This is a genomic window from Arminella tubonensis (assembly GCF_003240585.1).
Taxonomy (GTDB): domain Bacteria; phylum Pseudomonadota; class Alphaproteobacteria; order Rhizobiales; family Rhizobiaceae; genus Rhizobium; species Rhizobium tubonense.
Genome location: NZ_PCDP01000001.1, coordinates 177266 through 196978, shown reverse-complemented (window position 1 = coordinate 196978; position 19713 = coordinate 177266). Strand labels below are relative to the sequence as shown.

Here is a 19713-nt window from a genome sequence, read left to right as displayed (position 1 = left end):
AAGGGGAAATCGATGGCCGACGCGATTGAGACGGCTGGATTCCAGGCAGTGGATACCAGCGCCAGCACCAGGAAATTCCGGATACAGGATCGGATTTTCTATTTTATGACGCTTGGCTCGGCTTCTCTTGTCGTGCTTTTGCTGCTGGCAATCCTTGTGGTTCTTGTCATCGAAGCCTTGCCGACCTTCCAGACCTTCGGGTTTTCGTTCCTTTGGGGCACGAAGTGGAGCGCTCCCGCCGATATCTTTGGTGCTGTGCCGGCCTTGGTCGGCACATTGGTGAGCTCGCTCATCGCCATGCTGATTGCCGTTCCTCTGGGCATCGGTATCGCCATCTTCCTCACGGAACTTTGCCCCGGCAACCTGCGACGTCCGATCAGTACGGCCATCGAGCTTTTGGCCGGCGTTCCCTCTATCATCTACGGCATCGTCGGTCTGTTCATTCTCGTGCCGTTGATGCAGACCTATGTCCTGCCCTTCCTTATGATGACGATCGGCCAGGTGCCGTTGATCGGCCTGCTGTTCCAGCCACCGGCGCCGGGCGTCGGCCTGTTGACGGCAAGCCTCGTGCTGTCCATCATGATCCTGCCGTTCATAACCGCCATCTCGCGTGACGTGTTCAGCACCGTGCCGCCAATGCTGCGTGAATCCGCTTACGGCACGGGTATGACCACTTGGGAAGTGGCTCGCTACATCCTGATCCCCTATACACGTCGCGGCCTCGTCGGCGGCATCATGCTCGGTCTTGGCCGCGCGCTTGGCGAAACCATGGCCGTCACCTTCGTTATCGGCTCGGTGAGCCGTCTGCAGGCGTCGATCATCTCGCCGTCCACCACCATTTCCGCCCAGATCGCGAATAATTTCGGCGATGCCGACGGTCTGCAATTGTCGAGCCTGATGGCGCTCGGCCTGCTCCTGTTCGTCCTTTCCTTCTGCGTGCTTGCGGTGGCGAGATGGATGATCGGTCGCGTCGATTCGCTTTGAGGAAAGAACCCATGGAAAATGCAATTCGTCAGAATATCGTGTCGCGGCGCTATGGGAAGAACCGGGTGATGATGGCCTTGTGCTTCCTTGCGGCCATCGTCGGCCTGTTCTTTCTCAGCGTGATCCTTGTAAGCTTGCTTTACCGCGGCGTATCGGCGCTCAGCCTCGACGTGTTCACCATGTCGATCCCGGCCCAGGGCTCGCGCGGCGGCCTGATCAACGCCATCTACGGCACCGCGCTGGTCACCGGCCTTGCCATCCTGATCGCCGCACCGATCGGCATTCTCGCCGGCACCTATCTGGTTGAATATGCCAACGGCTCCAAGCTTGCCGAGGTCGCTAAATTCCTCAACGACATCCTGCTGTCCGCGCCTTCGATCATCATCGGCGTGTTCGTCTATGGCGCCGTGGTTGTACCCATGCACGGCAACTCTGCCATTGCCGGCATCCTCGCGCTGGCGTTGATCGCCCTTCCGGTCGTTAACCGCACGACGCAGGACATGCTGTTGCTGGTGCCAAATTCGCTTCGTGAGGCGACCGCAGCACTCGGCGCGCCGCGCTGGAAGTCCATGACGATGGTGATCTACCGTTCCGCCTGGGCGGGCATCCTCACCGGCATCCTGTTGGCCGTCGCCCGTATCAGCGGCGAAACCGCGCCGCTTCTCTTTACGGCCGGTTACAGCAAATTCATGAATTCGAGCCTGACCGGTCCGATCGCCACGCTGCCGGTTGCCATCAACACGCTCGCCGCCGATGCCGGCGAGGATCTCAAGCAACTTGCCTGGGCCGGCGCACTGATTATCACCCTTACCATCCTTGCCATCAACATCCTTGCCCGTGTCTTGAGTGGGCGCCGCCAGTGACGCAGCTGCCGAACGATAGGAATGCAACCATGAACATGAGCGATAACAATTTCGAGCGCGTCGCCGCACAGCCGGGGAAGGACGCCGTTTCCCGGTCGGGTCTCGCAACGCTCGCGAAACTTGAAGTGAAGAACCTCGATTTTACCTATCAGAACGGTCATCGCGTTCTGAAGGGTGTGAATATGGACATCCGCAAAAATGCGGTCACCGCCTTCATCGGCCCTTCGGGTTGCGGTAAGTCCACGCTGTTGCGCACTTTCAATCGGATGTATGATCTCTATCCGGGCCAGACGGTTGGGGGCGAGATTCTGCTGGACGGCAACAGTATTCTCACCAAGGACGTCGATCTGAACGCTTTGCGCGCCAAGGTCGGCATGGTGTTTCAAAAGCCCACGCCGTTCCCGATGTCGATCTATGAAAACGTCGCTTTCGGCATTCGGCTATATGAGAAGGTCTCCAGGGCGGAAATGGACGCCCGCGTCGAAGCGGCGCTGACGGAAACCGCGTTATGGAGCGAAGTGAAAGAAAAGCTGCACCAGAGCGGACTTAGCCTTTCCGGCGGTCAGCAGCAGCGCCTCTGTATCGCGCGCGCCATTGCTCTTCGCCCCGAAGTCCTGCTGCTCGACGAGCCGACCTCGGCTCTCGACCCGATCTCGACCGCCAAGATCGAGGAACTGGTTTCTCAGCTGAAGCGCGATTTCACGGTCGTCATCGTCACGCACAACATGCAGCAGGCAAGCCGCATCTCTGATAACACCGCCTTCATGTATCTCGGCGAACTGGTGGAATACGGTCAGACCGAACAGATATTCCAGGCGCCGAAGACCAAGCGCACGGAAGACTACATCACCGGTCGCTACGGCTGATATCCAAGCTTCGTCGTGCTTTCGAATGGCGTGCCCAAGGGCGCGCCATTTTTGCGTTCAGGCACATTGATCATGACTTGAGGAAGATTGGATAAGGGATTCGATGGATTCCCTTATCTCGCTTCGTTCACCACGCCAGCTCAAGCTTGTTCAGCCCGTGGAAGTGATAGACGTCCTTGACCTCAGGCGCCCTCGACAACTTCAACCCAGGCAACCGCCTGAAGAGAATGGGCAGCGCGATATTGAGCTCCAGCCGGGCCAGCGGCGCGCCGATGCAGAAGTGGATGCCTGCGCCGAATGACAGGTTCGGCGCCTCCTGTCGGTCCGGCTTGAAGGCGAGCGGATCGGAGAATTTGGTCGGATCGAGATTGGCGGCGGCCAGGATCATCGCCACCTTGTCGCCGCGCTGGAAGGAGACGCCGTCGATCTCGGCCGGCTCCAGCGCCCATCGCTGAAAAATATGGACAGGCGCGCAGATGCGCAGCGTTTCCCCGACCGCGCGTTCCGTCGCGGCATCGTCCTTGAAGATGTCCTCCGGAGAATGGCCGCTTTCGAGAATGGCGCGGACGGAGTTGCCGATTTGGTGGACGGTCGCCTCATGGCCGGCATTGAGCAGCACGATCGTTGTCGAAACGAGTTCCTCGTCGGTCAGGTACTGACCTCTGCGTTCGGTGGTGATCATATGGGTCAGGAGATCGTCGCGCGGATTGGCCCGGCGCTCGCGGATCACCGTTTTCACATAGTCGGCGAACTCCGCCGCAGCCTGGTCTGCCGCATCCTCGTCGTGGCGGGTCCGGCCGAACATGTACATGCGCACATAGGAATGCGACCATTTCAGCAGTTGCGGCCCCATTTCTTCGGGAATGCCGATCATCCGGGATATCATCGTGACGGGGATCACATCGGCGAAAGCGGACAGGAGTTCGACTTGGCCCTTGTGCTGGAATTCATCGATCAGCCGGTTGGCAAGTTCGGCGATCTCAGGCTTCATCTTCTCGACATGACGCGAGACGAAGGCGCGATTGACGAGGGTTCTGAGCCGCGTGTGTTCCGGAGGCTCGATCTCCAGAAGCGAATGCCGTTCGGCAAGATCAAAGTTCTTCAGGTGGGGCAGAGGTTCCGCCATCCCGAGCTCTTCGCGCGTCGCGATATGCAGGATCTGCCGCCCGAAGCGTCGGTCGCGCAAAAGGCCGTTCACATGGTCGTACCCGGTGAAATACCACTGCTTCTGCTGTTCCCAGTAGAAGGTAGGACAGTGGGCGTGGAGCGCCGCATAGACCGCGTTCGGGTTGCTGTAGAAAGCCGGGTTGCTGGCGTCAAGGGAAACGCGGCGCGCGGCTGCATCGATGGAAAGAAAGGGGGGTATCATCATGGTCCGAGGATTACCCCAATAATTCCGGGGAGAAAAGGCCCGACCCCCTACCTCCCGGAGAGGGTGCCCAGGCGGCGCAACGCGTGGATCTGGTCATCGAGGCTGGGCACGAGTTCGCCGCTGTTCGCATCCGGTTGAAGCTCGTGCGCCATCGCAGCCTCCTCCTCGTTGAAGACGATCGAGCAATTTCGTCCGGCACGCTTGGCGGCATAAAGGGCGCGATCTGCGGCCGAGACGAGCCTGTCCCATTCTGCCGCCGCCATCGGCGCGATTGCGATACCAACGCTTACGCTGGCTGTAACCAGCGCTGTGCCGGCCAGAAGCGGCACGCGGCAGAATTCAGTCCGGATCAGCTCGGCGATCGCCTCCGCCTCCGTCTGATCGCCGACCATGACAAACGCGATGAACTCCTCCCCACCCATGCGGCCGAACGCGCCGCCGCGCGGGATGAATTTTCGGGCCATGCGGGAAAATTCGCACAGCACCTTGTCGCCCGCCTGGTGGCCATGAGTGTCGTTGATGCGCTTGAAATGGTCGAGGTCGAATAGAAGTGCTGCGATCTTGCGCGACGGATCTGCGGCTTTCGCCGTCATTTGGCTGAAGGATTCCTGCAGTCCGCGCCTGTTGAGGACCGATGTCAGTGAATCCGTTATCGTGAGCGCCCGCAGGCGCCGTTCGGATCGCTCCATCAGCAGCCGCCCAGTGAGGGCGATGGACATCGTTATCAAAAGCGCGCTCCCAAGCGCGGAAACCGCGCGATAGTTCATGGCGGCGGTTTCAGACGGTCGCATGACGACCATGGCGAGCGCAACGAAGAAGCAAAGGCAGGCGAAGGCCATGAAGACGAAGGCAAGCGGTACCCGCACTGCTTCGCGGCCATACCTGGAAGGACGAACGGCCGCGGCGAGCAATGTCGCACCTGCGGCTCCGGCGAGATTGTAGAGCACGACGCGATTGGCAAAGCTCTCGCTCACCCAAGGCAGGAAGATGCCGGCCAGCCAGATTGCCGGAGGCAGCAGCGCCGACCATTCGGGCTTTCGCCGATCCATGAGGTAGAATCCGGCAATCCATGCACTTTCGCCCAGGAGCGCCAGCGCGTTGCCGATCCCGATGGAAAGGAGACTTGGGAGAAAGCCGCTCGCGGCGACGAGCGCAAAGCCGATGGCGCTGGTGACTAGACCCAGAGACCACATCAGATACACCCAGGCCTTCCGGTCGTGGTGCCAGGCAAGCAGTAGCACTGCCGCGAGCGTCACAGCCTCTGAGCACCAGATGGTCAGTCCTGTCGTGATGTTGAACACTGCGGTCGTTTCTCCTGCACCGCTCCATCAATACCGATATAGGTTGGCAAGTCCTTTACGCGCGTGACGAAGTCCTGCTCTGAGGCCCCCTCAGGCGATTTTTTCCGGCGCAAGGTAAATCAGAGGTTGTCGGGAAGGCGTTCACCCTTCCTTCACCTGCAGCCGAGAAAAACTGGCCGTGATGGCGCAGGCTAACCGCACATTAATTGCTATCTGGAAGAAAGCCGCTGGAAACCCTATCTGAGGTCGCCCCGCCGGCAATACGGTTCTTGACGTTATCCCTTTGCGCGTCTTGAAGTGCAGGGCAGGGACACTCTATGTAGGGGTGACAGATTTTTATTCGATTCCCGGCGTTTTCGCCGTCGGGTGCAAGTTTGACAAAGGACGCAAATGAGAAATCCAGTCGATACCGCTATGGCTCTGGTGCCGATGGTCGTGGAGCAGACCAATCGCGGCGAACGGTCCTATGACATCTATTCGCGCCTGTTGAAGGAACGCATCATCTTCCTGACCGGCCAGGTCGAGGATCACATGGCGACGCTGGTCTGCGCCCAGTTGCTCTTCCTCGAAGCTGAAAATCCTAAGAAGGAAATCGCGCTATACATCAACTCCCCTGGCGGCGTCGTCACCGCCGGCATGGCGATCTATGACACGATGCAGTTCATCAAGCCTGCCGTGTCGACGCTCTGCATCGGCCAGGCAGCCTCCATGGGCTCGCTGCTGCTCGCAGCCGGCGACAAGGACATGCGCTTCACGACACCGAATTCCCGCATCATGGTTCACCAGCCCTCAGGTGGTTTCCAGGGGCAGGCGTCCGATATCGAGCGTCACGCCCGCGACATCATCAAGATGAAGCGTCGCCTGAACGAAATCTACGAAAAGCATTGCGGCCGCACCTACGAGGAAGTCGAGCAGACGCTCGATCGCGATCACTTCATGTCCGCCGAAGAGGCAAAGGACTGGGGTCTGGTCGACAAGGTGCTGACGTCGCGTGCTGAAATGGAAGGCGATGCCGCCGCGTGATCATCCACATGGTGATGTCTTCATCGTCCACATGGTGATGTCTTCATCGTCCCGGTGGTAATGCCTTCATTATCCCCAGGGCAATGGCTTCATTATCCACGGGACGGTGTCTTCCGCGCCACAGTTCTATCCCATTTGTGATTGAATAGGGGTTTAATCTGGTACGGAACACGGTAATAGTAAGTGTTAATGCTATGTAGAGTTTTTATGACATAGCGTTCGGCATTCGAAGGGGAATTCGTTGCCACCGAGGCCCGGACATGATTGTGTGGGCCTCGTTCAGTACCCCGAGGAGCGCCTTCACCGGCAAGAGCTCCAATTCATGGAGCACGGTCGGCGGGCGCATTGAGTGGACCGCCATTTCGATCTGGAAATGCGGCGTGCTGGAAGGAAAGTGATATGAGCAAAGTCAGCGGCAGCAACGGCGGTGACTCCAAGAATACCCTGTATTGTTCATTCTGCGGCAAGAGCCAGCACGAAGTCCGCAAGCTGATTGCCGGACCGACGGTGTTCATCTGCGATGAATGCGTCGAACTTTGCATGGACATCATCCGTGAAGAAAACAAATCTTCGATGGTCAAGTCCCGCGATGGCGTTCCGACGCCGCAGGACATCATCAAGGTTCTCGACGAATACGTCATCGGCCAGAGACAGGCCAAGAAGATCCTGTCCGTTGCCGTTCACAACCATTACAAGCGCCTGGCGCACGCCTCGAAGAACGGCGATGTCGAACTGTCGAAGTCGAACATCCTGCTCGTCGGCCCGACAGGTTGCGGCAAGACCTATCTCGCCCAGACGCTGGCCCGCATCATCGACGTGCCGTTCACCATGGCCGATGCGACGACGCTGACCGAAGCCGGCTATGTCGGCGAAGACGTCGAAAACATCATCCTGAAGCTTCTCCAGTCCGCCGACTACAACGTCGAGCGCGCGCAGCGCGGCATCGTCTATATCGACGAAGTCGACAAGATTTCGCGCAAGTCCGACAACCCGTCGATTACCCGCGACGTGTCGGGCGAGGGCGTGCAGCAGGCATTGCTGAAGATCATGGAAGGCACGGTCGCCTCCGTACCGCCCCAGGGCGGACGCAAGCACCCGCAGCAGGAATTCCTGCAGGTCGACACGACGAACATCCTGTTCATCTGCGGCGGCGCCTTTGCCGGTCTCGACAAGATCATTTCTGCCCGTGGCGAAAAAACCTCGATCGGCTTTAGTGCTTCGGTCAAGTCAGCGGACGATCGCCGGGTCGGCGAAGTGCTCCGCGAACTGGAGCCGGAAGATCTGGTCAAGTTCGGCCTGATACCGGAATTCATCGGCCGTCTGCCTGTTCTGGCGACGCTAGAGGATCTTGACGCCGACGCACTGATCCAGATCCTGTCGGAGCCGAAAAATGCGCTGGTGAAGCAGTATCAGCGCCTGTTCGAGATGGAAGACGTGGAACTGAACTTCCACGAGGACGCCCTTCGCGAGATCGCTCGCCGGGCCATCATCCGCAAGACGGGTGCTCGCGGCCTTCGGTCGATCATGGAGAAGATCCTGCTCGATACGATGTTCGAACTGCCGGCTCTGGAAGGCGTTCGCGAAGTCGTGATCTCGGAAGAGGTCGTTCGCGGCTCCGCCCGTCCGCTTTACATCTATGCCGACCGGCAGGAAGAGAAGGCGAACGCTACCGCCTGATACTTGCCGTATTCCGGACCATTCTGGGGCTCGTCATCGACGGGCCCCTTTCTATTTGAAAAATCGCGCAGTTTTCTGATAAGGTTCGGGATAAGGTGGCCGTAACGCAGGTCGAGCCGTTGCGAAGAATTGAAGTCGCGGCGATGATGGAATGATTCTGTATGCGTCGGCGAACAGGTCGAAAGCCCTGTTTGCCCCGGTCACCGGTAGCGTTTTTGGAGAGCCGGTTGTTCCATGTGAGTTTATGTGTTCCCATTGTAATATGCCCGACACAATCCCGAGCGGCGGGCATGATGCATGGCTTGAAATCGACAGCGTGAAGCTCCACTTCTAACCCAAGTGAGAGAAGCTGGCCTTTCCGACATAAGGCCGGCAGAGAGCCCGGAAACGGGACGATGGAAAGGAATTGATATGACGAAGAAAACCTCTGCGGCTAACGAGAGCATTGCCTATCCGGTATTGCCGTTGCGCGACATCGTGGTTTTCCCCCACATGATTGTGCCGTTGTTCGTCGGACGGGAAAAGTCGATCCGTGCCCTGGAAGAAGTGATGGGTTCCGACAAGCAGATCATGCTCGTCACCCAGATCAACGCCAGCGACGATGATCCGGCACCCGATGCCATTCACAAGGTCGGTACGGTTGCCAACGTGCTGCAGCTCCTGAAGCTGCCGGACGGTACGGTGAAGGTGCTGGTCGAAGGCCGCGCCCGCGCCGAGATCGACAACTACACCGCTCGCGAAGACTTCTACGAAGCCATGGGTCATACGCTCGAAGAGCCTGATGAGGATCAGGTCGAACTCGAAGCGCTTAGCCGTTCCGTCGTTTCGGAGTTCGAGAGCTATGTGAAGCTCAACAAGAAGATTTCGCCGGAAGTGGTTGGCGCCGCAAGCCAGATCGACGATTACTCGAAGCTCGCCGATACGGTCGCGTCGCATCTGTCGATCAAGATCACTGAAAAGCAGGAAATGCTGGAAACAACCAGCGTCAAGGGCCGCCTGGAAAAGGCGCTCGGCTTCATGGAAGGCGAGATTTCGGTTCTGCAGGTCGAAAAGCGTATCCGCTCGCGCGTCAAGCGCCAGATGGAGAAGACCCAGCGCGAATACTACCTGAACGAACAGATGAAGGCGATCCAGAAGGAGCTCGGCGACGGCGAGGAAGGCCGCGACGAGATGGCCGAGCTGGAAGACCGCATCGCCAAGACCAAGCTGTCCAAGGAAGCCCGTGAAAAGGCCGATGCCGAGCTGAAGAAGCTGCGTCAGATGAGCCCGATGTCTGCGGAAGCAACCGTCGTGCGCAATTATCTCGACTGGTTGCTTGGCATTCCGTGGAACAAGAAGTCCAAGGTCAAGGTCGATCTCGCGGCTGCCGAGAAGGTGCTGGAAGCGGATCACTTCGGCCTGGACAAGGTCAAGGAACGCATCGTCGAGTATCTGGCCGTGCAGGCCCGCGCCTCGAAGCTGAAGGGTCCTATCTTGTGCCTCGTCGGCCCTCCCGGCGTCGGCAAGACCTCGCTTGCCCAGTCGATCGCCAAGGCGACCGGCCGTGAATATGTACGCATGGCGCTCGGCGGCGTTCGCGACGAAGCCGAAATCCGTGGCCACCGCCGCACTTATATCGGTTCGATGCCCGGCAAGGTCATCCAGTCGATGAAGAAGGCAAAGAAGTCCAACCCGCTCTTCCTGCTCGACGAGATCGACAAGATGGGCATGGATTTCCGTGGCGACCCGTCATCGGCTTTGCTTGAAGTGCTGGACCCGGCGCAGAACTCGACCTTCATGGACCACTACCTTGAAGTCGAATACGATCTGTCCGACGTGATGTTCATCACGACCGCCAATACGCTGAATATCCCGGCGCCCCTGATGGACCGCATGGAAGTCATCCGTATCGCCGGCTACACCGAGGACGAGAAGCGCGAAATCGCCAAGCGGCACCTGCTGCCGAAGGCCATCAAGGAGCATGCGCTGCAGCCGGAGGAATTCTCCGTCAGCGACGACGCCCTGATGGCGATCAGCCAGCAGTATACCCGCGAAGCAGGCGTTCGTAACTTCGAGCGCGAGTTGATGAAGCTGGCCCGCAAGGCCGTGACTGAAATCATCCGCGGCAAGTCCAAGTCGATCGCCGTGACTGCGGCGAATATCGACCAGTATCTGGGCGTTCCACGGTTCCGCCATGGCGAAGCCGAGCGCGAGGATCAGGTCGGTGTCGTAACGGGTCTCGCATGGACCGAGGTCGGCGGCGAGTTGCTGACGATCGAAGGGGTGATGATGCCGGGCAAGGGCCGCATGACGGTCACCGGCAATCTGAAGGAAGTGATGAAGGAATCGATCTCCGCGGCGGCATCCTATGTCCGTTCGCGTGCCGTCGATTTCGGCATCGAGCCGCCGCGCTTCGACAAGAGCGACATCCACGTCCACGTTCCTGAAGCGGCAACGCCGAAGGATGGTCCGTCGGCTGGCGTCGCGATGGCGACTGCGATCGTCTCGATCATGACAGGCATCCCCGTCAACAAGGATGTCGCAATGACCGGCGAGATCACGCTTCGAGGTCGCGTGCTGCCGATTGGCGGACTGAAGGAAAAGCTGCTTGCTGCCCTGCGGGGCGGTATCAAGACTGTTCTGATCCCGGAAGAAAACGCCAAGGACCTGGCGGAGATCCCGGACAACGTGAAGAACAACATGGAGATCATTCCCGTTTCCCGTATGGGCGAGGTGATCAAGCATGCGCTGATCCGCAGACCGGAGCCGATTGAGTGGGACGGATCGATCGAAACGCCCGTCATAGCCACGGTCGAAGGTGTGGACGATCTGGGGCAGACATTGGCTCACTAAGCCAGCGGTTGCCACATTTATGACAAATTGGAAAGAAACGCGGAAAAGGCCGGCATTTATGCCGGCCTTTTTTGTGAAAACTCCACCAGAGCGCTTGCTTTTCCTTATTTTGCAGGGCTTTTGGGTTGCGGCGGGCCTGAGCATACGTATTCTGCGCCCGGCTTACAGATGAGTCGTTTCATACCAGAAGAAAGGGATGGAAACATGAACAAGAATGAACTCGTGTCCGCAGTTGCTGAAAAGGCTGGCATCACCAAGGCTGACGCAGCATCTGCTGTGGACGCTGTTTTCGACGCCGTCCAGGGCGAACTGAAGAACGGCGGCGACGTTCGCCTGGCCGGTTTTGGCAGCTTCACCGTTTCGCACCGTGCAGCCAGCAAGGGCCGCAATCCGTCGACCGGCGCTGAAGTCGATATCGCTGCGCGCAACGTGCCGAAGTTCACACCCGGCAAGGGTCTGAAGGAAGCCGTCAACGGCTGAATCCATTCTCGTCTGACCGTCGCTGCCTGACGTCGCCGTCGGCGGCAGATGGTCAGCAGAGTTGAAAGAGGGTCCGGCTCGCGCCGGACCCTTTTTTCGTCTACCAGCGCTGGTGAACGTGCGGCGCAATCAAACGGTCGTAGATTTCCCGGGTCGCCGTCATGACATCGGCCGAAAGCGGCGAAAGGCTTGCAGCCGCTGCATTGGCCTTGGCCTGCTCGGCATTGCGGGCGCCGGGGATGACCACGGTGACCGCGTCGCTCATCAGTATCCAGCGCAAGGCAAAGGCCGCCATGCTCGCACCGGCTGGTACAAGCCTGCGCACTTCCTCGACTGCCTGGAGACCCACCTCGAACGGGACACCGGCGAAGGTCTCGCCAACGTCGAACGCCTCGCCATTGCGATTGAAGTTGCGGTGATCATCGCTCGCAAACTTGGTGTCCCGGGTGATCTTCCCGGACAACAGGCCGCTGGCCAGCGGCACGCGGACGATGACGGCAATTTCCTTGCGGCTTGCTTCCTGGAAAAACAGGTCGGAGGGGCGCTGGCGGAAGATGTTGTAGATGATCTGGATGCTGACGACGCCGGGGAATTCGATCGCCTTGAGCCCCTCTTCAACGGTCGAGACGCTGACACCGTAGCCCTTGATCTTGCCGGCCTTCTGCAGGTCGTTCAGCCCTTCGAACACGTCAGGCCGATAGAGCACCTCGGTCGGCGGGCAATGCAGCTGTACCAGGTCGAGGCTTTCGACACCCAGGTTCTTGAGGCTGCGGTCGATGAAGCCCTCGAGATTGGCCTTGGTGTAGCCGTCGGCGACATGCGGGTTGAGGCGTCGGCCAGCCTTGGTCGCCACCATCGGGCGTTGGCCGCCGCGGCTTTTCAGCACATCGGCGATGATCTTCTCGGAGCGACCGTCGCCATAGACGTCGGCCGTGTCGATGAATGTCATGCCCGCGTCGAGCGCCGCATTGAGTGCGGCGCGACCGTCCGCTTCGCTGACATCGCCCCAGGCGCCGCCGATCTGCCAGGCGCCGAAGCCGACATCGCTGACGATGAAGGGCGTGCGGCCGAATGCGTGATGTTTCATGAGAAAATCCTCCGTTTGCATTGGATGGCCTTGGCAGTAGCAGCCGAGCCGCTGCCGGGCAATCGACCACATATCGCAATGTCATGACATAGGCGGATGACAACACGAAACAACGCGGGAAAGCCCGGGATGAACAGCGGAAGCCGTATCAATCGCCCCATTATTTTTCTAGAAGAATACCTCAGATGTCGATCGATGACCGGAGCGCATGTCCTCTTTCAGTTTCATCCACGCCGCCGACCTGCATCTCGGCAGCCCCTTCCAGGGGTTGGCCTTGAAGGATGCCAATATCGCGGCGGTTTTTGTCGAGGCCAGCCGCAAGGCGTTTTCGACACTCATCGACCGCGCCATCGAGCGTCGGGTCGATTTCTTCGTCATCGCAGGTGATGTCTACGACGGCGACTGGAAGGACAACAAGATCGGTCTGTTCTTCAATCGCGAAATGGCGCGGCTTGAGCGTGCCGGAATTCCGGTCTTCTTCCTGCGCGGCAACCACGATGCGGACAGCGTCATCACCAAGACCATTACTCTGCCTTGCAACGTCTATGAATTCCCCACAGGCAAGCCGGGGTCCTTCCGGCTGGATCACCTGAAGGTCGCGTTGCACGGCCAGGGCTTTGCCGACCGCTCCGCCTCCGACAACCTCGCGCTCGCCTATCCACCGCCCGAGGCCGGTTGGTTCAATCTTGGCGTTCTCCATACCTCGCTCACCGGCAGGGAACCCCACGCGCCTTATGCACCTTGCTCCGTCGAGGATTTGCGCTCTCGCGGCTATGATTACTGGGCGCTCGGCCACGTCCACGACTACGAAGAAGTATCGACCGATCCCCATGTGATTTTCCCCGGCAACCTCCAAGGGCGTAGCATCCGCGAGCGCGGCGCCAAGGGCGCGGTCTTCGTCACGGTCGAGGATGGCCGCATCGCGCTGGAACGCCTGATCGTCGACGAGGCCCGGTTTGCACAGGTCGAGGTAGCAGTCGAGCCGGAGGACGATCAGTCCGCCATCCTGCGCCGGGTCGAACACGCGGTGCAGCCACTTGTCGGCGAAATGGAAGGCCGCATGATCGCTCTGCGGGTCCGCCTGGTCGGCGTGACGCCTCTGAGGGGCGCTATCGCTGCCAACCGCAATCAATGGCGCGACGAGGTGCAGGCAGCCTGTCACCGCTGCCACGAGGATATCTGGCTGGAGAAACTGGAACTGCGTCTCGATCAGCCTGCGGACACGGCAGGCGACACGGCGGTCGGCGCCTCGCTAGATCTCGGCCGATTGCTGGCTGAACATGCGGGCGACGCCGATCTTGCATCCGAGGCAGATCGGCTGGTAGCCGAGATCGCTGCCCGGCTGCCGAGCGGTTCCGGAGCGGGCGAACTGCCGCTCGACGACAGCATCGAGATGCTGGTCGAGGAGGCCCGCCAGCTTCTGCTCGCACGCGGGCAGGGGGCCGCCTGATCCATGCGCTTTAACAGGCTCGATATCATCCGCTATGGCGCACTGACCGATCGCGCACTCGATTTCCGCGCCGATGCTCGGCTGCACGTCATCTACGGGCCCAACGAAGCCGGCAAGTCGTCGGCCCTCAGCGCGATCTCGGATCTGCTATTCGGGTTCCCGCGCGGCAGCGCCCGCTTCAACTTTCTGCATGATGCCGCGACACTGCGTATCGGCGCCACGATCTCAGCCCGTGACGGCTCGAAACTCGACTTTCGCCGCCGCCGGGGCAACAAGAACACGCTGCTCGGAACCGACGAGAAGGAAGCAGCGCTGCCCGAAGACGCATTGTCGCCGTTCATCGGCAATCTCGGCCGCGATGTCTTCGAGCGCGCCTTCGGCCTCGATTCTGATCGTCTCCGGCTCGGTGCCGCCGCCATGCTGCAGAGCGGCGGCGAGATCGGCAGTCTGCTGTTTTCGGCGGCATCCGGCCTGACTGGTCTTTCGCGCCTGCGGCTGTCGCTCGACGGCGAAGCGGACAGCATCTATGCGCAACGGCGATCGAAGGATCGCTCATTCTATCAAGCGCTCGATCGCCACGACGAAGCCCGTAAGGCCGAGCGCGAAAACGAATTGAAATCCGGCGACTGGAAAAAGCTGGTATCCGAAGCCGCAGGTGTCGAAAGCGAACTCGCGGCGCTGCAGGCCGAGCGCCAACAGACCAAAACGGCGCTGGATCACCTGAAGATGTTGAAGAAGCTCGATCCCATGCTGCGGGAGATCGATATCGAGCAGGCGGCGCTTCTGGATTTCGCCGATCTGCATGCGCTGCCGCCGGGCTTCGAACAGCATCTCTCCGAGGCGCTGGACATCAGGAGCGCAAGCGAGACAGCCCTGCGTACCGCGGAAGACGATATCGCCCGTCTGGCAGATGAACTTGCCACATCGGAGCTGGATAGCGCTGTGCTCGATTCAGCCGGTGCCATCATGGGGCGCTATGCCGAAAAGGGCGCCTATCTGAAGGCCCGGGAGGATATTTCCCGCGTGAACGGCGAAGTCGAGGATTTCGACATCAAGCTGACCCAGCTCGCCCGCAAGCTCGGGCTGGAGGTCGATGGCGACGGCCTGGAACGTCGCCAGCCAGCCGAAGCCGATCTCGTGCGATTGCGTGTCCTTGCCACTGAAGGTCGGGAGCTGACGCGCAGCTATGCCGACATCCGTCGTCGGCTGCAGGAGGAGCGAAACCGCCTTGCCAAACTCGAAGGCGTCGACAGATCCGGCCGATTGATCGACCCGAAACCCTATCTCGACCAGATGGCGGCACTGCAGCCCGATCTCGCAGATTTGCAGCGGCTCGATAAGCTGCAGGTGAGCGCGGAACGGGAGGAGGCGGTGCTGGCGGAAGCCGTGGCGCGGCTGCAGCCTGATGTTGTCGATCTCGACCGGTTGCTGTCCACCGCCTTGCCGGACATTGCCATTCTGACCGAGGAGCGCCGCCGGATCGACGAATTGCGCACCGCGGCTCTGGATGCGGCCGCCAGGCTTGCCGCCCAGGAAGCGGAAAAGGCGGAACTCGAGAGTAGCCGCGCCGCGCTCGAAGGCGGTGGAACGATCGTCACCCGCGAGGACATCGCTGCGGCTCGTGCCGATCGAGACGTGCTGTGGCAGACCTACGCAAAGACTCCGGAGCCGGCCGCCGTCGCCCCGTTCGAACGGTCCATCGCGGAGGCGGACCGCTTGGCAGACCTGGCACTGGCGGATGCCGAACGTGTCTCCCGCCACGCCCAGATCACGGCACGGCTCGCCGCACTCGATCCGATGATCGTCGCGGCGCAACGTCGGAGAGACACCGCCGATGCAGCCCTTTCCGCGGCTAACGCAGAATTCCATGCGCTCTTCGCCGCCGTCGGCATCGTGCCGCTTGCGCCCGAGCGAATGATCGAGTGGCGACGCGCGGTCGACGGGCTCATCAAGCAGCGCCAGGTGGTGCACGGCCTTCAGGACGAACTGGCAACATTGCGCCTTGCCGGCGACCGGCTCGCACCGGCGCTGGCAGCGCTCGCCGAAGCTACGGGTCTTTCAGGCGGCGAATCGCTGCCGCCGAGGGCGCTTGGGCGGGCGTTGTTCGCGCATGTATCCGACCTCGGCCAGCGCTGGACGGACAGCCGCTCGGCCGAAGGCGAGCGTCTTTCGATCATCGAAGCAATTAGCAGGCACGAAGAACGCGAGACCGCGCTAAAGGCCGAGGCCGAGGATTGGCAAAACCTGTTCGCCGATGCGGCCGGTCGCATCGGCCTATCCGAGGGCGCCACCGTCGACATGGTCGAAGCCGCACTCGACCTCTGGAAAGAGGTGCCGCCGGCGCTGGCCGAGCGCGAAAACCGCCGCCGGCGCGTCCGCGGCATGCTGCGCGACATCTCCGCCTTCGAGGAAGCGGTGCGGGCGGTGGTGCGAGATGTGGCTCCCGAGCTTTCGTCTTATTCTGCCGATGCCGCCATGGATGTCCTCAGGGACAAGGCGATTGCCGCCAATGCCGATCAGCAGCACCGCACGGGCCTGTTGAAGGCCGTGGAGGCGGCCGAGCATCGCCTGGCGCGCTGCAGGCAAGCCGCAGCCACAGCAGAGGCGGCGCTTGCCGCGCTCGCCGCAGTCGTGCCTGACGCCGATGACCTGACACTGTTGTTGGCACGACTGCGCGAGCATCGCGATTTGCTCGGACGGCTCGCCGCCAGCCGCCGGCGTTTTCAGGAGCAAGCGGAAGGGCAGCCGGAAGATGTCGTTCGGGCTGGCCTGGTCGACTTCGTCCGTGTCGAGGCGGACCTCGAGATCGAGCGTCTGGAAGCTCTCGATGCGACCCAGCTCCGGCGCTTCGGCACCCTCTCGGCGCAGCTCGCCGAAAACGACCGTCAGCGAAAGGCTCTGGAAAGCGGCGTCAGCGCCGAATACGCCGTCTTCGAGAAACTATCCGCCGAGCAGGAAGCCAAGGATCTCGCCCGCCAGTGGGTGGTGCTGAAGCTTGCGGCGCATATGCTCAACGCCTCGATGGAGTCCTATCGCGAGCAGCAGGCCGATCCTGTCATGACGCGCGCCGGCGAGCTTTTCTCGCTGCTCACGGGCAATCGTTTCGCCCGCCTTGTACAGGACTACGGCGGCGACGATGAATTGCAGCTGCTGGCCGAGCGCACCGGTGGCGAGCGCGTGCCGCTCGATGGCTTGAGCGAAGGCACCGGCGATCAGCTTTATCTGGCGCTGCGGCTGGCCTTCCTGGAGGACTATTCCGCTCGGAACGAGCCGCCGCCGCTGGTGGTCGACGACATCTTCCAGACATTCGACGACGATCGCACCGCCTCGGGCCTCAGGGCGCTTGCGGGCACCGCAGACCGCTTCCAGACTATCCTCTTCACCCACGAGACGAGCGTGGTTGAGATCGCCAAACAGGAGATCGGAGCCGGCCTCGACCTCATCCGGCTCTGACGCTCAGCGCGGTCGCATATTCGTCGGTGACAGCCTTCATCGCTTGGTTGATATCCTTGTATGGCATAGGCTGACCAGCGATCGGTCGACAAACAACGTCAAAGCTACCAAGGGAGATTGGTCATGGAAATAAAGCCCTCCGGCTCACGCCCGTCGATGAAGGCGCCGGCAGAATATTTCACCGGTGCCGTGCATCAGGAGCCGCTGAATCAGGCGCCCGACCCAGCCCGCGTCCAAGTCGTCAGCGTCACATTCGAGCCCCGCGCCCGCACGGCCTGGCACACCCATCCCTACGGTCAGACCTTGATCGTCACCTCGGGCAAGGGCCTTGCCCAAACCCTAGGCGGGGAAATCCGCGAGATCAGCGTCGGCGACGTCGTGTGGTTCGCGCCGGGCGAAAAACATTGGCACGGCGCCAGTGCCGAAACTGCCATGACCCACATCGCCATCCAGGAAATGCAGGACGGCAAGGCGGCCGATTGGATGGAATATGTGACGGACGATCAGTACCGGGGAGGGTGAGGCGCGCCCATCCTGCAGTGCGCCGCATCGTATTTCGATGAGAGATCAAGGCAGAGAATCAATGTCGGTGTCGACGATTTCTTCGACAACGACTTGTTTCCCGGTCATCGGCGTCATCCGCCTGCACTTGCAGTCGATGCTCGATGCCATGTCAATGTCTTGAATTCGTGGGCGCGGGCGATAGATTCGTGTGGAACAAGGGTGTTGATGGGGAGGCCAAAAACATTTCGTGGTCTGTCATTGATTTGTATTCAAACCTGCTTGACACCAAAAGACGAACCCCGTAGTTAGCCGCTCATCGAACGGCAAGGCCGGTTTGATTGGGTGCGAAAGCATCCGGAGTACTTGAAATGAATTGCGGGTGTAGCTCAGTTGGTTAGAGTGCCGGCCTGTCACGCCGGAGGTCGCGGGTTCGAGCCCCGTCACTCGCGCCATTTCAAGTAAAGGCAGGTCGCGCCGCGACTGCTCTCTTCGGACTTTTGGCCAGGCCTCTAGGGGCCACCTTATATATGCGCGGGTGTAGCTCAGTTGGTTAGAGTGCCGGCCTGTCACGCCGGAGGTCGCGGGTTCGAGCCCCGTCACTCGCGCCATTTCAACACAAGTCCTTACGATGTCTAATGAATTTGCTGCACCTGCGAAACCGCTTTCCGGGCTCTTCGCCGATTTGCCGCGACATCATTGCATCGTCTTGATAAAACCGATTTAGCCGGGCTCCAAATGACGCATTCAAAAGCCTTGCGCCCGCGCTCCGGCTGCGCTAACCACGGCTTGTTGCAACACTCTTTCGCTTGCTGGGCAATTGCCCTGAAGCGCCGCCCGGCGCTCCCCCGCAGGCAGGGATGGACATGATGACTGGACTACTCAGTTCCTATATTCCGATAGCGATTTTCATTGGTATTGCCCTGGTTATCGGCCTGGCATTGCTGATCACTCCGTTCGCCGTCGCCTTCAAGGCGCCCGACTCGGAAAAGCTTTCGGCCTATGAGTGCGGCTTCAACGCATTCGATGACGCCCGCATGAAATTCGACATTCGCTTCTATCTCGTGTCGATTCTCTTCATCATCTTCGATCCGGAAGTCGCCTTCCTCTTTCCCTGGGCGGTGTCCTTCAGCGACATCGGCTGGTTCGGACTGTGGTCGATGATGGTTTTCCTCGCCGTTTTGACCATCGGTTTCATCTATGAATGGAAAAAGGGAGCCCTCGAATGGGAGTAGCACCAGGCAATTCGACGCTGGTCTCACCACAGCCCAAGGGCGTTATCGATCCCAGCACGGGCAAGCCTGTCGGCGCCAACGATCCGTTCTTCGGCGAGATCAACAATGAGCTTGCCGACAAGGGCTTTCTGGTTACGTCGACCGACGAGCTGATCAATTGGGCCCGTACCGGCTCGCTGATGTGGATGACCTTTGGTCTGGCCTGCTGCGCCGTCGAGATGATGCAGGTCTCGATGCCCCGTTACGACGTCGAGCGCTTCGGCTTCGCGCCGCGTGCCTCGCCGCGCCAGTCCGACGTCATGATCGTCGCCGGCACGCTCACCAACAAGATGGCGCCGGCTCTGCGCAAGGTCTACGACCAGATGCCCGAGCCGCGTTATGTCATCTCCATGGGTTCCTGCGCCAACGGCGGCGGCTACTATCACTATTCCTATTCGGTGGTCCGCGGCTGCGACCGCGTCGTGCCGATCGACATCTACGTACCGGGCTGTCCTCCCACGGCAGAAGCGCTGCTCTACGGCGTGCTTTTGCTGCAGAAGAAGATCCGCCGCACCGGCACGATCGAACGTTAAGGCAGGGGACGAACATT

General features: G+C 60.5%; 15 protein-coding genes and 2 tRNA genes. 14 read left to right on the top strand and 3 right to left on the bottom strand.

Annotated features, from left to right (window positions below):
- Nucleotides 1–12 precede the first annotated feature (12 nt).
- The 3 genes from pstC to pstB are packed head-to-tail and all read left to right on the top strand — an operon-like array spanning nt 13 to nt 2713.
- On the top strand, nt 13–984 hold the full coding sequence (gene pstC, locus CPY51_RS01020; RefSeq protein WP_111158190.1) for a phosphate ABC transporter permease subunit PstC: 972 nt from the start codon (nt 13–15) through the stop codon (nt 982–984).
- Between the two features lie 11 nt (nt 985–995).
- Nucleotides 996–1847, top strand: coding sequence for a phosphate ABC transporter permease PstA (pstA, locus tag CPY51_RS01015; RefSeq protein ID WP_111158189.1), 852 nt, complete (start codon nt 996–998; stop codon nt 1845–1847).
- 29 nt (nt 1848–1876) lie between these two features.
- Nucleotides 1877–2713 carry a phosphate ABC transporter ATP-binding protein PstB gene (gene pstB, locus CPY51_RS01010; RefSeq protein WP_111158188.1) on the top strand — a complete coding sequence of 279 codons (837 nt, stop codon included), beginning with the start codon at nt 1877–1879 and terminating at the stop codon, nt 2711–2713.
- Nucleotides 2714–2840: 127 nt separating this feature from the next.
- On the opposite strand, the gene CPY51_RS01005 is transcribed toward pstB, so the two are convergent.
- Together CPY51_RS01005 and CPY51_RS01000 are read right to left on the bottom strand one after the other, a co-directional pair.
- A complete protein-coding gene (locus CPY51_RS01005) occupies nt 2841–4085 on the bottom strand; it encodes a cytochrome P450 (RefSeq protein ID WP_111158187.1) in 1245 nt (414 codons plus the stop codon).
- A 47-nt stretch (nt 4086–4132) separates the two neighbouring features.
- Entirely contained in the window at nt 4133–5386 is a 1254-nt protein-coding gene (locus tag CPY51_RS01000; RefSeq protein WP_111158186.1) for a GGDEF domain-containing protein, read from the bottom strand.
- A 390-nt stretch (nt 5387–5776) separates the two neighbouring features.
- On the opposite strand from CPY51_RS01000, the gene clpP reads away from it, so the two are divergent.
- The 4 genes from clpP (at nt 5777) to hupB (ending at nt 11398) form a co-directional block, all read left to right on the top strand.
- Nucleotides 5777–6409 carry an ATP-dependent Clp endopeptidase proteolytic subunit ClpP gene (clpP, locus tag CPY51_RS00995; RefSeq protein WP_111158185.1) on the top strand — a complete coding sequence of 211 codons (633 nt, stop codon included), beginning with the start codon at nt 5777–5779 and terminating at the stop codon, nt 6407–6409.
- Nucleotides 6410–6808: 399 nt separating this feature from the next.
- Nucleotides 6809–8086, top strand: coding sequence for an ATP-dependent Clp protease ATP-binding subunit ClpX (gene clpX, locus CPY51_RS00990; RefSeq protein ID WP_111158184.1), 1278 nt, complete (start codon nt 6809–6811; stop codon nt 8084–8086).
- A gap of 411 nt (nt 8087–8497) precedes the next feature.
- Nucleotides 8498–10918 (top strand): endopeptidase La, encoded by a 2421-nt coding sequence (gene lon, locus CPY51_RS00980; RefSeq protein ID WP_111158182.1) that lies wholly within the window; start codon nt 8498–8500, stop codon nt 10916–10918.
- Nucleotides 10919–11122: 204 nt separating this feature from the next.
- Nucleotides 11123–11398 carry a DNA-binding protein HupB gene (gene hupB, locus CPY51_RS00975; protein WP_111158181.1) on the top strand — a complete coding sequence of 92 codons (276 nt, stop codon included), beginning with the start codon at nt 11123–11125 and terminating at the stop codon, nt 11396–11398.
- A gap of 100 nt (nt 11399–11498) precedes the next feature.
- Here hupB and CPY51_RS00970 read toward each other — a convergent pair whose 3' ends face one another.
- The gene (locus CPY51_RS00970) at nt 11499–12485 is read right to left on the bottom strand and encodes an aldo/keto reductase (protein WP_111158180.1); all 987 of its coding nucleotides are present in this window, start codon (nt 12483–12485) and stop codon (nt 11499–11501) included.
- 208 nt (nt 12486–12693) lie between these two features.
- Here CPY51_RS00970 and CPY51_RS00965 point away from each other — a divergent pair, with 208 nt between their 5' ends.
- The 7 genes from CPY51_RS00965 (at nt 12694) to CPY51_RS00935 (ending at nt 19696) form a co-directional block, all read left to right on the top strand.
- Nucleotides 12694–13935, top strand: a complete 1242-nt coding sequence (locus CPY51_RS00965; protein ID WP_111158179.1) for a metallophosphoesterase family protein — start codon at nt 12694–12696, stop codon at nt 13933–13935.
- Between the two features lie 3 nt (nt 13936–13938).
- Nucleotides 13939–17388, top strand: coding sequence for an ATP-binding protein (locus tag CPY51_RS00960; protein ID WP_111158178.1), 3450 nt, complete (start codon nt 13939–13941; stop codon nt 17386–17388).
- A 123-nt stretch (nt 17389–17511) separates the two neighbouring features.
- On the top strand, nt 17512–17910 hold the full coding sequence (locus tag CPY51_RS00955) for a (R)-mandelonitrile lyase (protein ID WP_111158177.1): 399 nt from the start codon (nt 17512–17514) through the stop codon (nt 17908–17910).
- 357 nt (nt 17911–18267) lie between these two features.
- Nucleotides 18268–18344: transfer RNA gene (locus tag CPY51_RS00950), tRNA-Asp, on the top strand.
- Between the two features lie 79 nt (nt 18345–18423).
- Nucleotides 18424–18500 (top strand) — tRNA-Asp (locus CPY51_RS00945).
- A gap of 258 nt (nt 18501–18758) precedes the next feature.
- Nucleotides 18759–19124 carry an NADH-quinone oxidoreductase subunit A gene (locus tag CPY51_RS00940; RefSeq protein WP_111158611.1) on the top strand — a complete coding sequence of 122 codons (366 nt, stop codon included), beginning with the start codon at nt 18759–18761 and terminating at the stop codon, nt 19122–19124.
- Complete coding sequence (locus CPY51_RS00935) at nt 19115–19696, top strand: NuoB/complex I 20 kDa subunit family protein (RefSeq protein ID WP_111158176.1); 582 nt, start codon at nt 19115–19117, stop codon at nt 19694–19696. Before CPY51_RS00940 ends, CPY51_RS00935 begins: the two co-directional genes overlap by 10 nt.
- Nucleotides 19697–19713: the final 17 nt, after the last annotated feature.

What these genes read in the sequence shown, in the direction of transcription:
- pstC (WP_111158190.1), top strand. Translation starts at nt 13, where the DNA reads ATGGCCGACGCGATTGAGACGGCTGGATTCCAGGCAGTGGATACCAGC.
- pstA (WP_111158189.1), top strand. Translation starts at nt 996, where the DNA reads ATGGAAAATGCAATTCGTCAGAATATCGTGTCGCGGCGCTATGGGAAG.
- pstB (WP_111158188.1), top strand. Translation starts at nt 1,877, where the DNA reads ATGAACATGAGCGATAACAATTTCGAGCGCGTCGCCGCACAGCCGGGG.
- CPY51_RS01005 (WP_111158187.1), bottom strand. Translation starts at nt 4,085, where the DNA reads ATGATGATACCCCCCTTTCTTTCCATCGATGCAGCCGCGCGCCGCGTT.
- clpP (WP_111158185.1), top strand. Translation starts at nt 5,777, where the DNA reads ATGAGAAATCCAGTCGATACCGCTATGGCTCTGGTGCCGATGGTCGTG.
- clpX (WP_111158184.1), top strand. Translation starts at nt 6,809, where the DNA reads ATGAGCAAAGTCAGCGGCAGCAACGGCGGTGACTCCAAGAATACCCTG.
- lon (WP_111158182.1), top strand. Translation starts at nt 8,498, where the DNA reads ATGACGAAGAAAACCTCTGCGGCTAACGAGAGCATTGCCTATCCGGTA.
- hupB (WP_111158181.1), top strand. Translation starts at nt 11,123, where the DNA reads ATGAACAAGAATGAACTCGTGTCCGCAGTTGCTGAAAAGGCTGGCATC.
- CPY51_RS00970 (WP_111158180.1), bottom strand. Translation starts at nt 12,485, where the DNA reads ATGAAACATCACGCATTCGGCCGCACGCCCTTCATCGTCAGCGATGTC.
- CPY51_RS00965 (WP_111158179.1), top strand. Translation starts at nt 12,694, where the DNA reads ATGTCCTCTTTCAGTTTCATCCACGCCGCCGACCTGCATCTCGGCAGC.
- CPY51_RS00960 (WP_111158178.1), top strand. Translation starts at nt 13,939, where the DNA reads ATGCGCTTTAACAGGCTCGATATCATCCGCTATGGCGCACTGACCGAT.
- CPY51_RS00955 (WP_111158177.1), top strand. Translation starts at nt 17,512, where the DNA reads ATGGAAATAAAGCCCTCCGGCTCACGCCCGTCGATGAAGGCGCCGGCA.
- CPY51_RS00940 (WP_111158611.1), top strand. Translation starts at nt 18,759, where the DNA reads ATGACTGGACTACTCAGTTCCTATATTCCGATAGCGATTTTCATTGGT.
- CPY51_RS00935 (WP_111158176.1), top strand. Translation starts at nt 19,115, where the DNA reads ATGGGAGTAGCACCAGGCAATTCGACGCTGGTCTCACCACAGCCCAAG.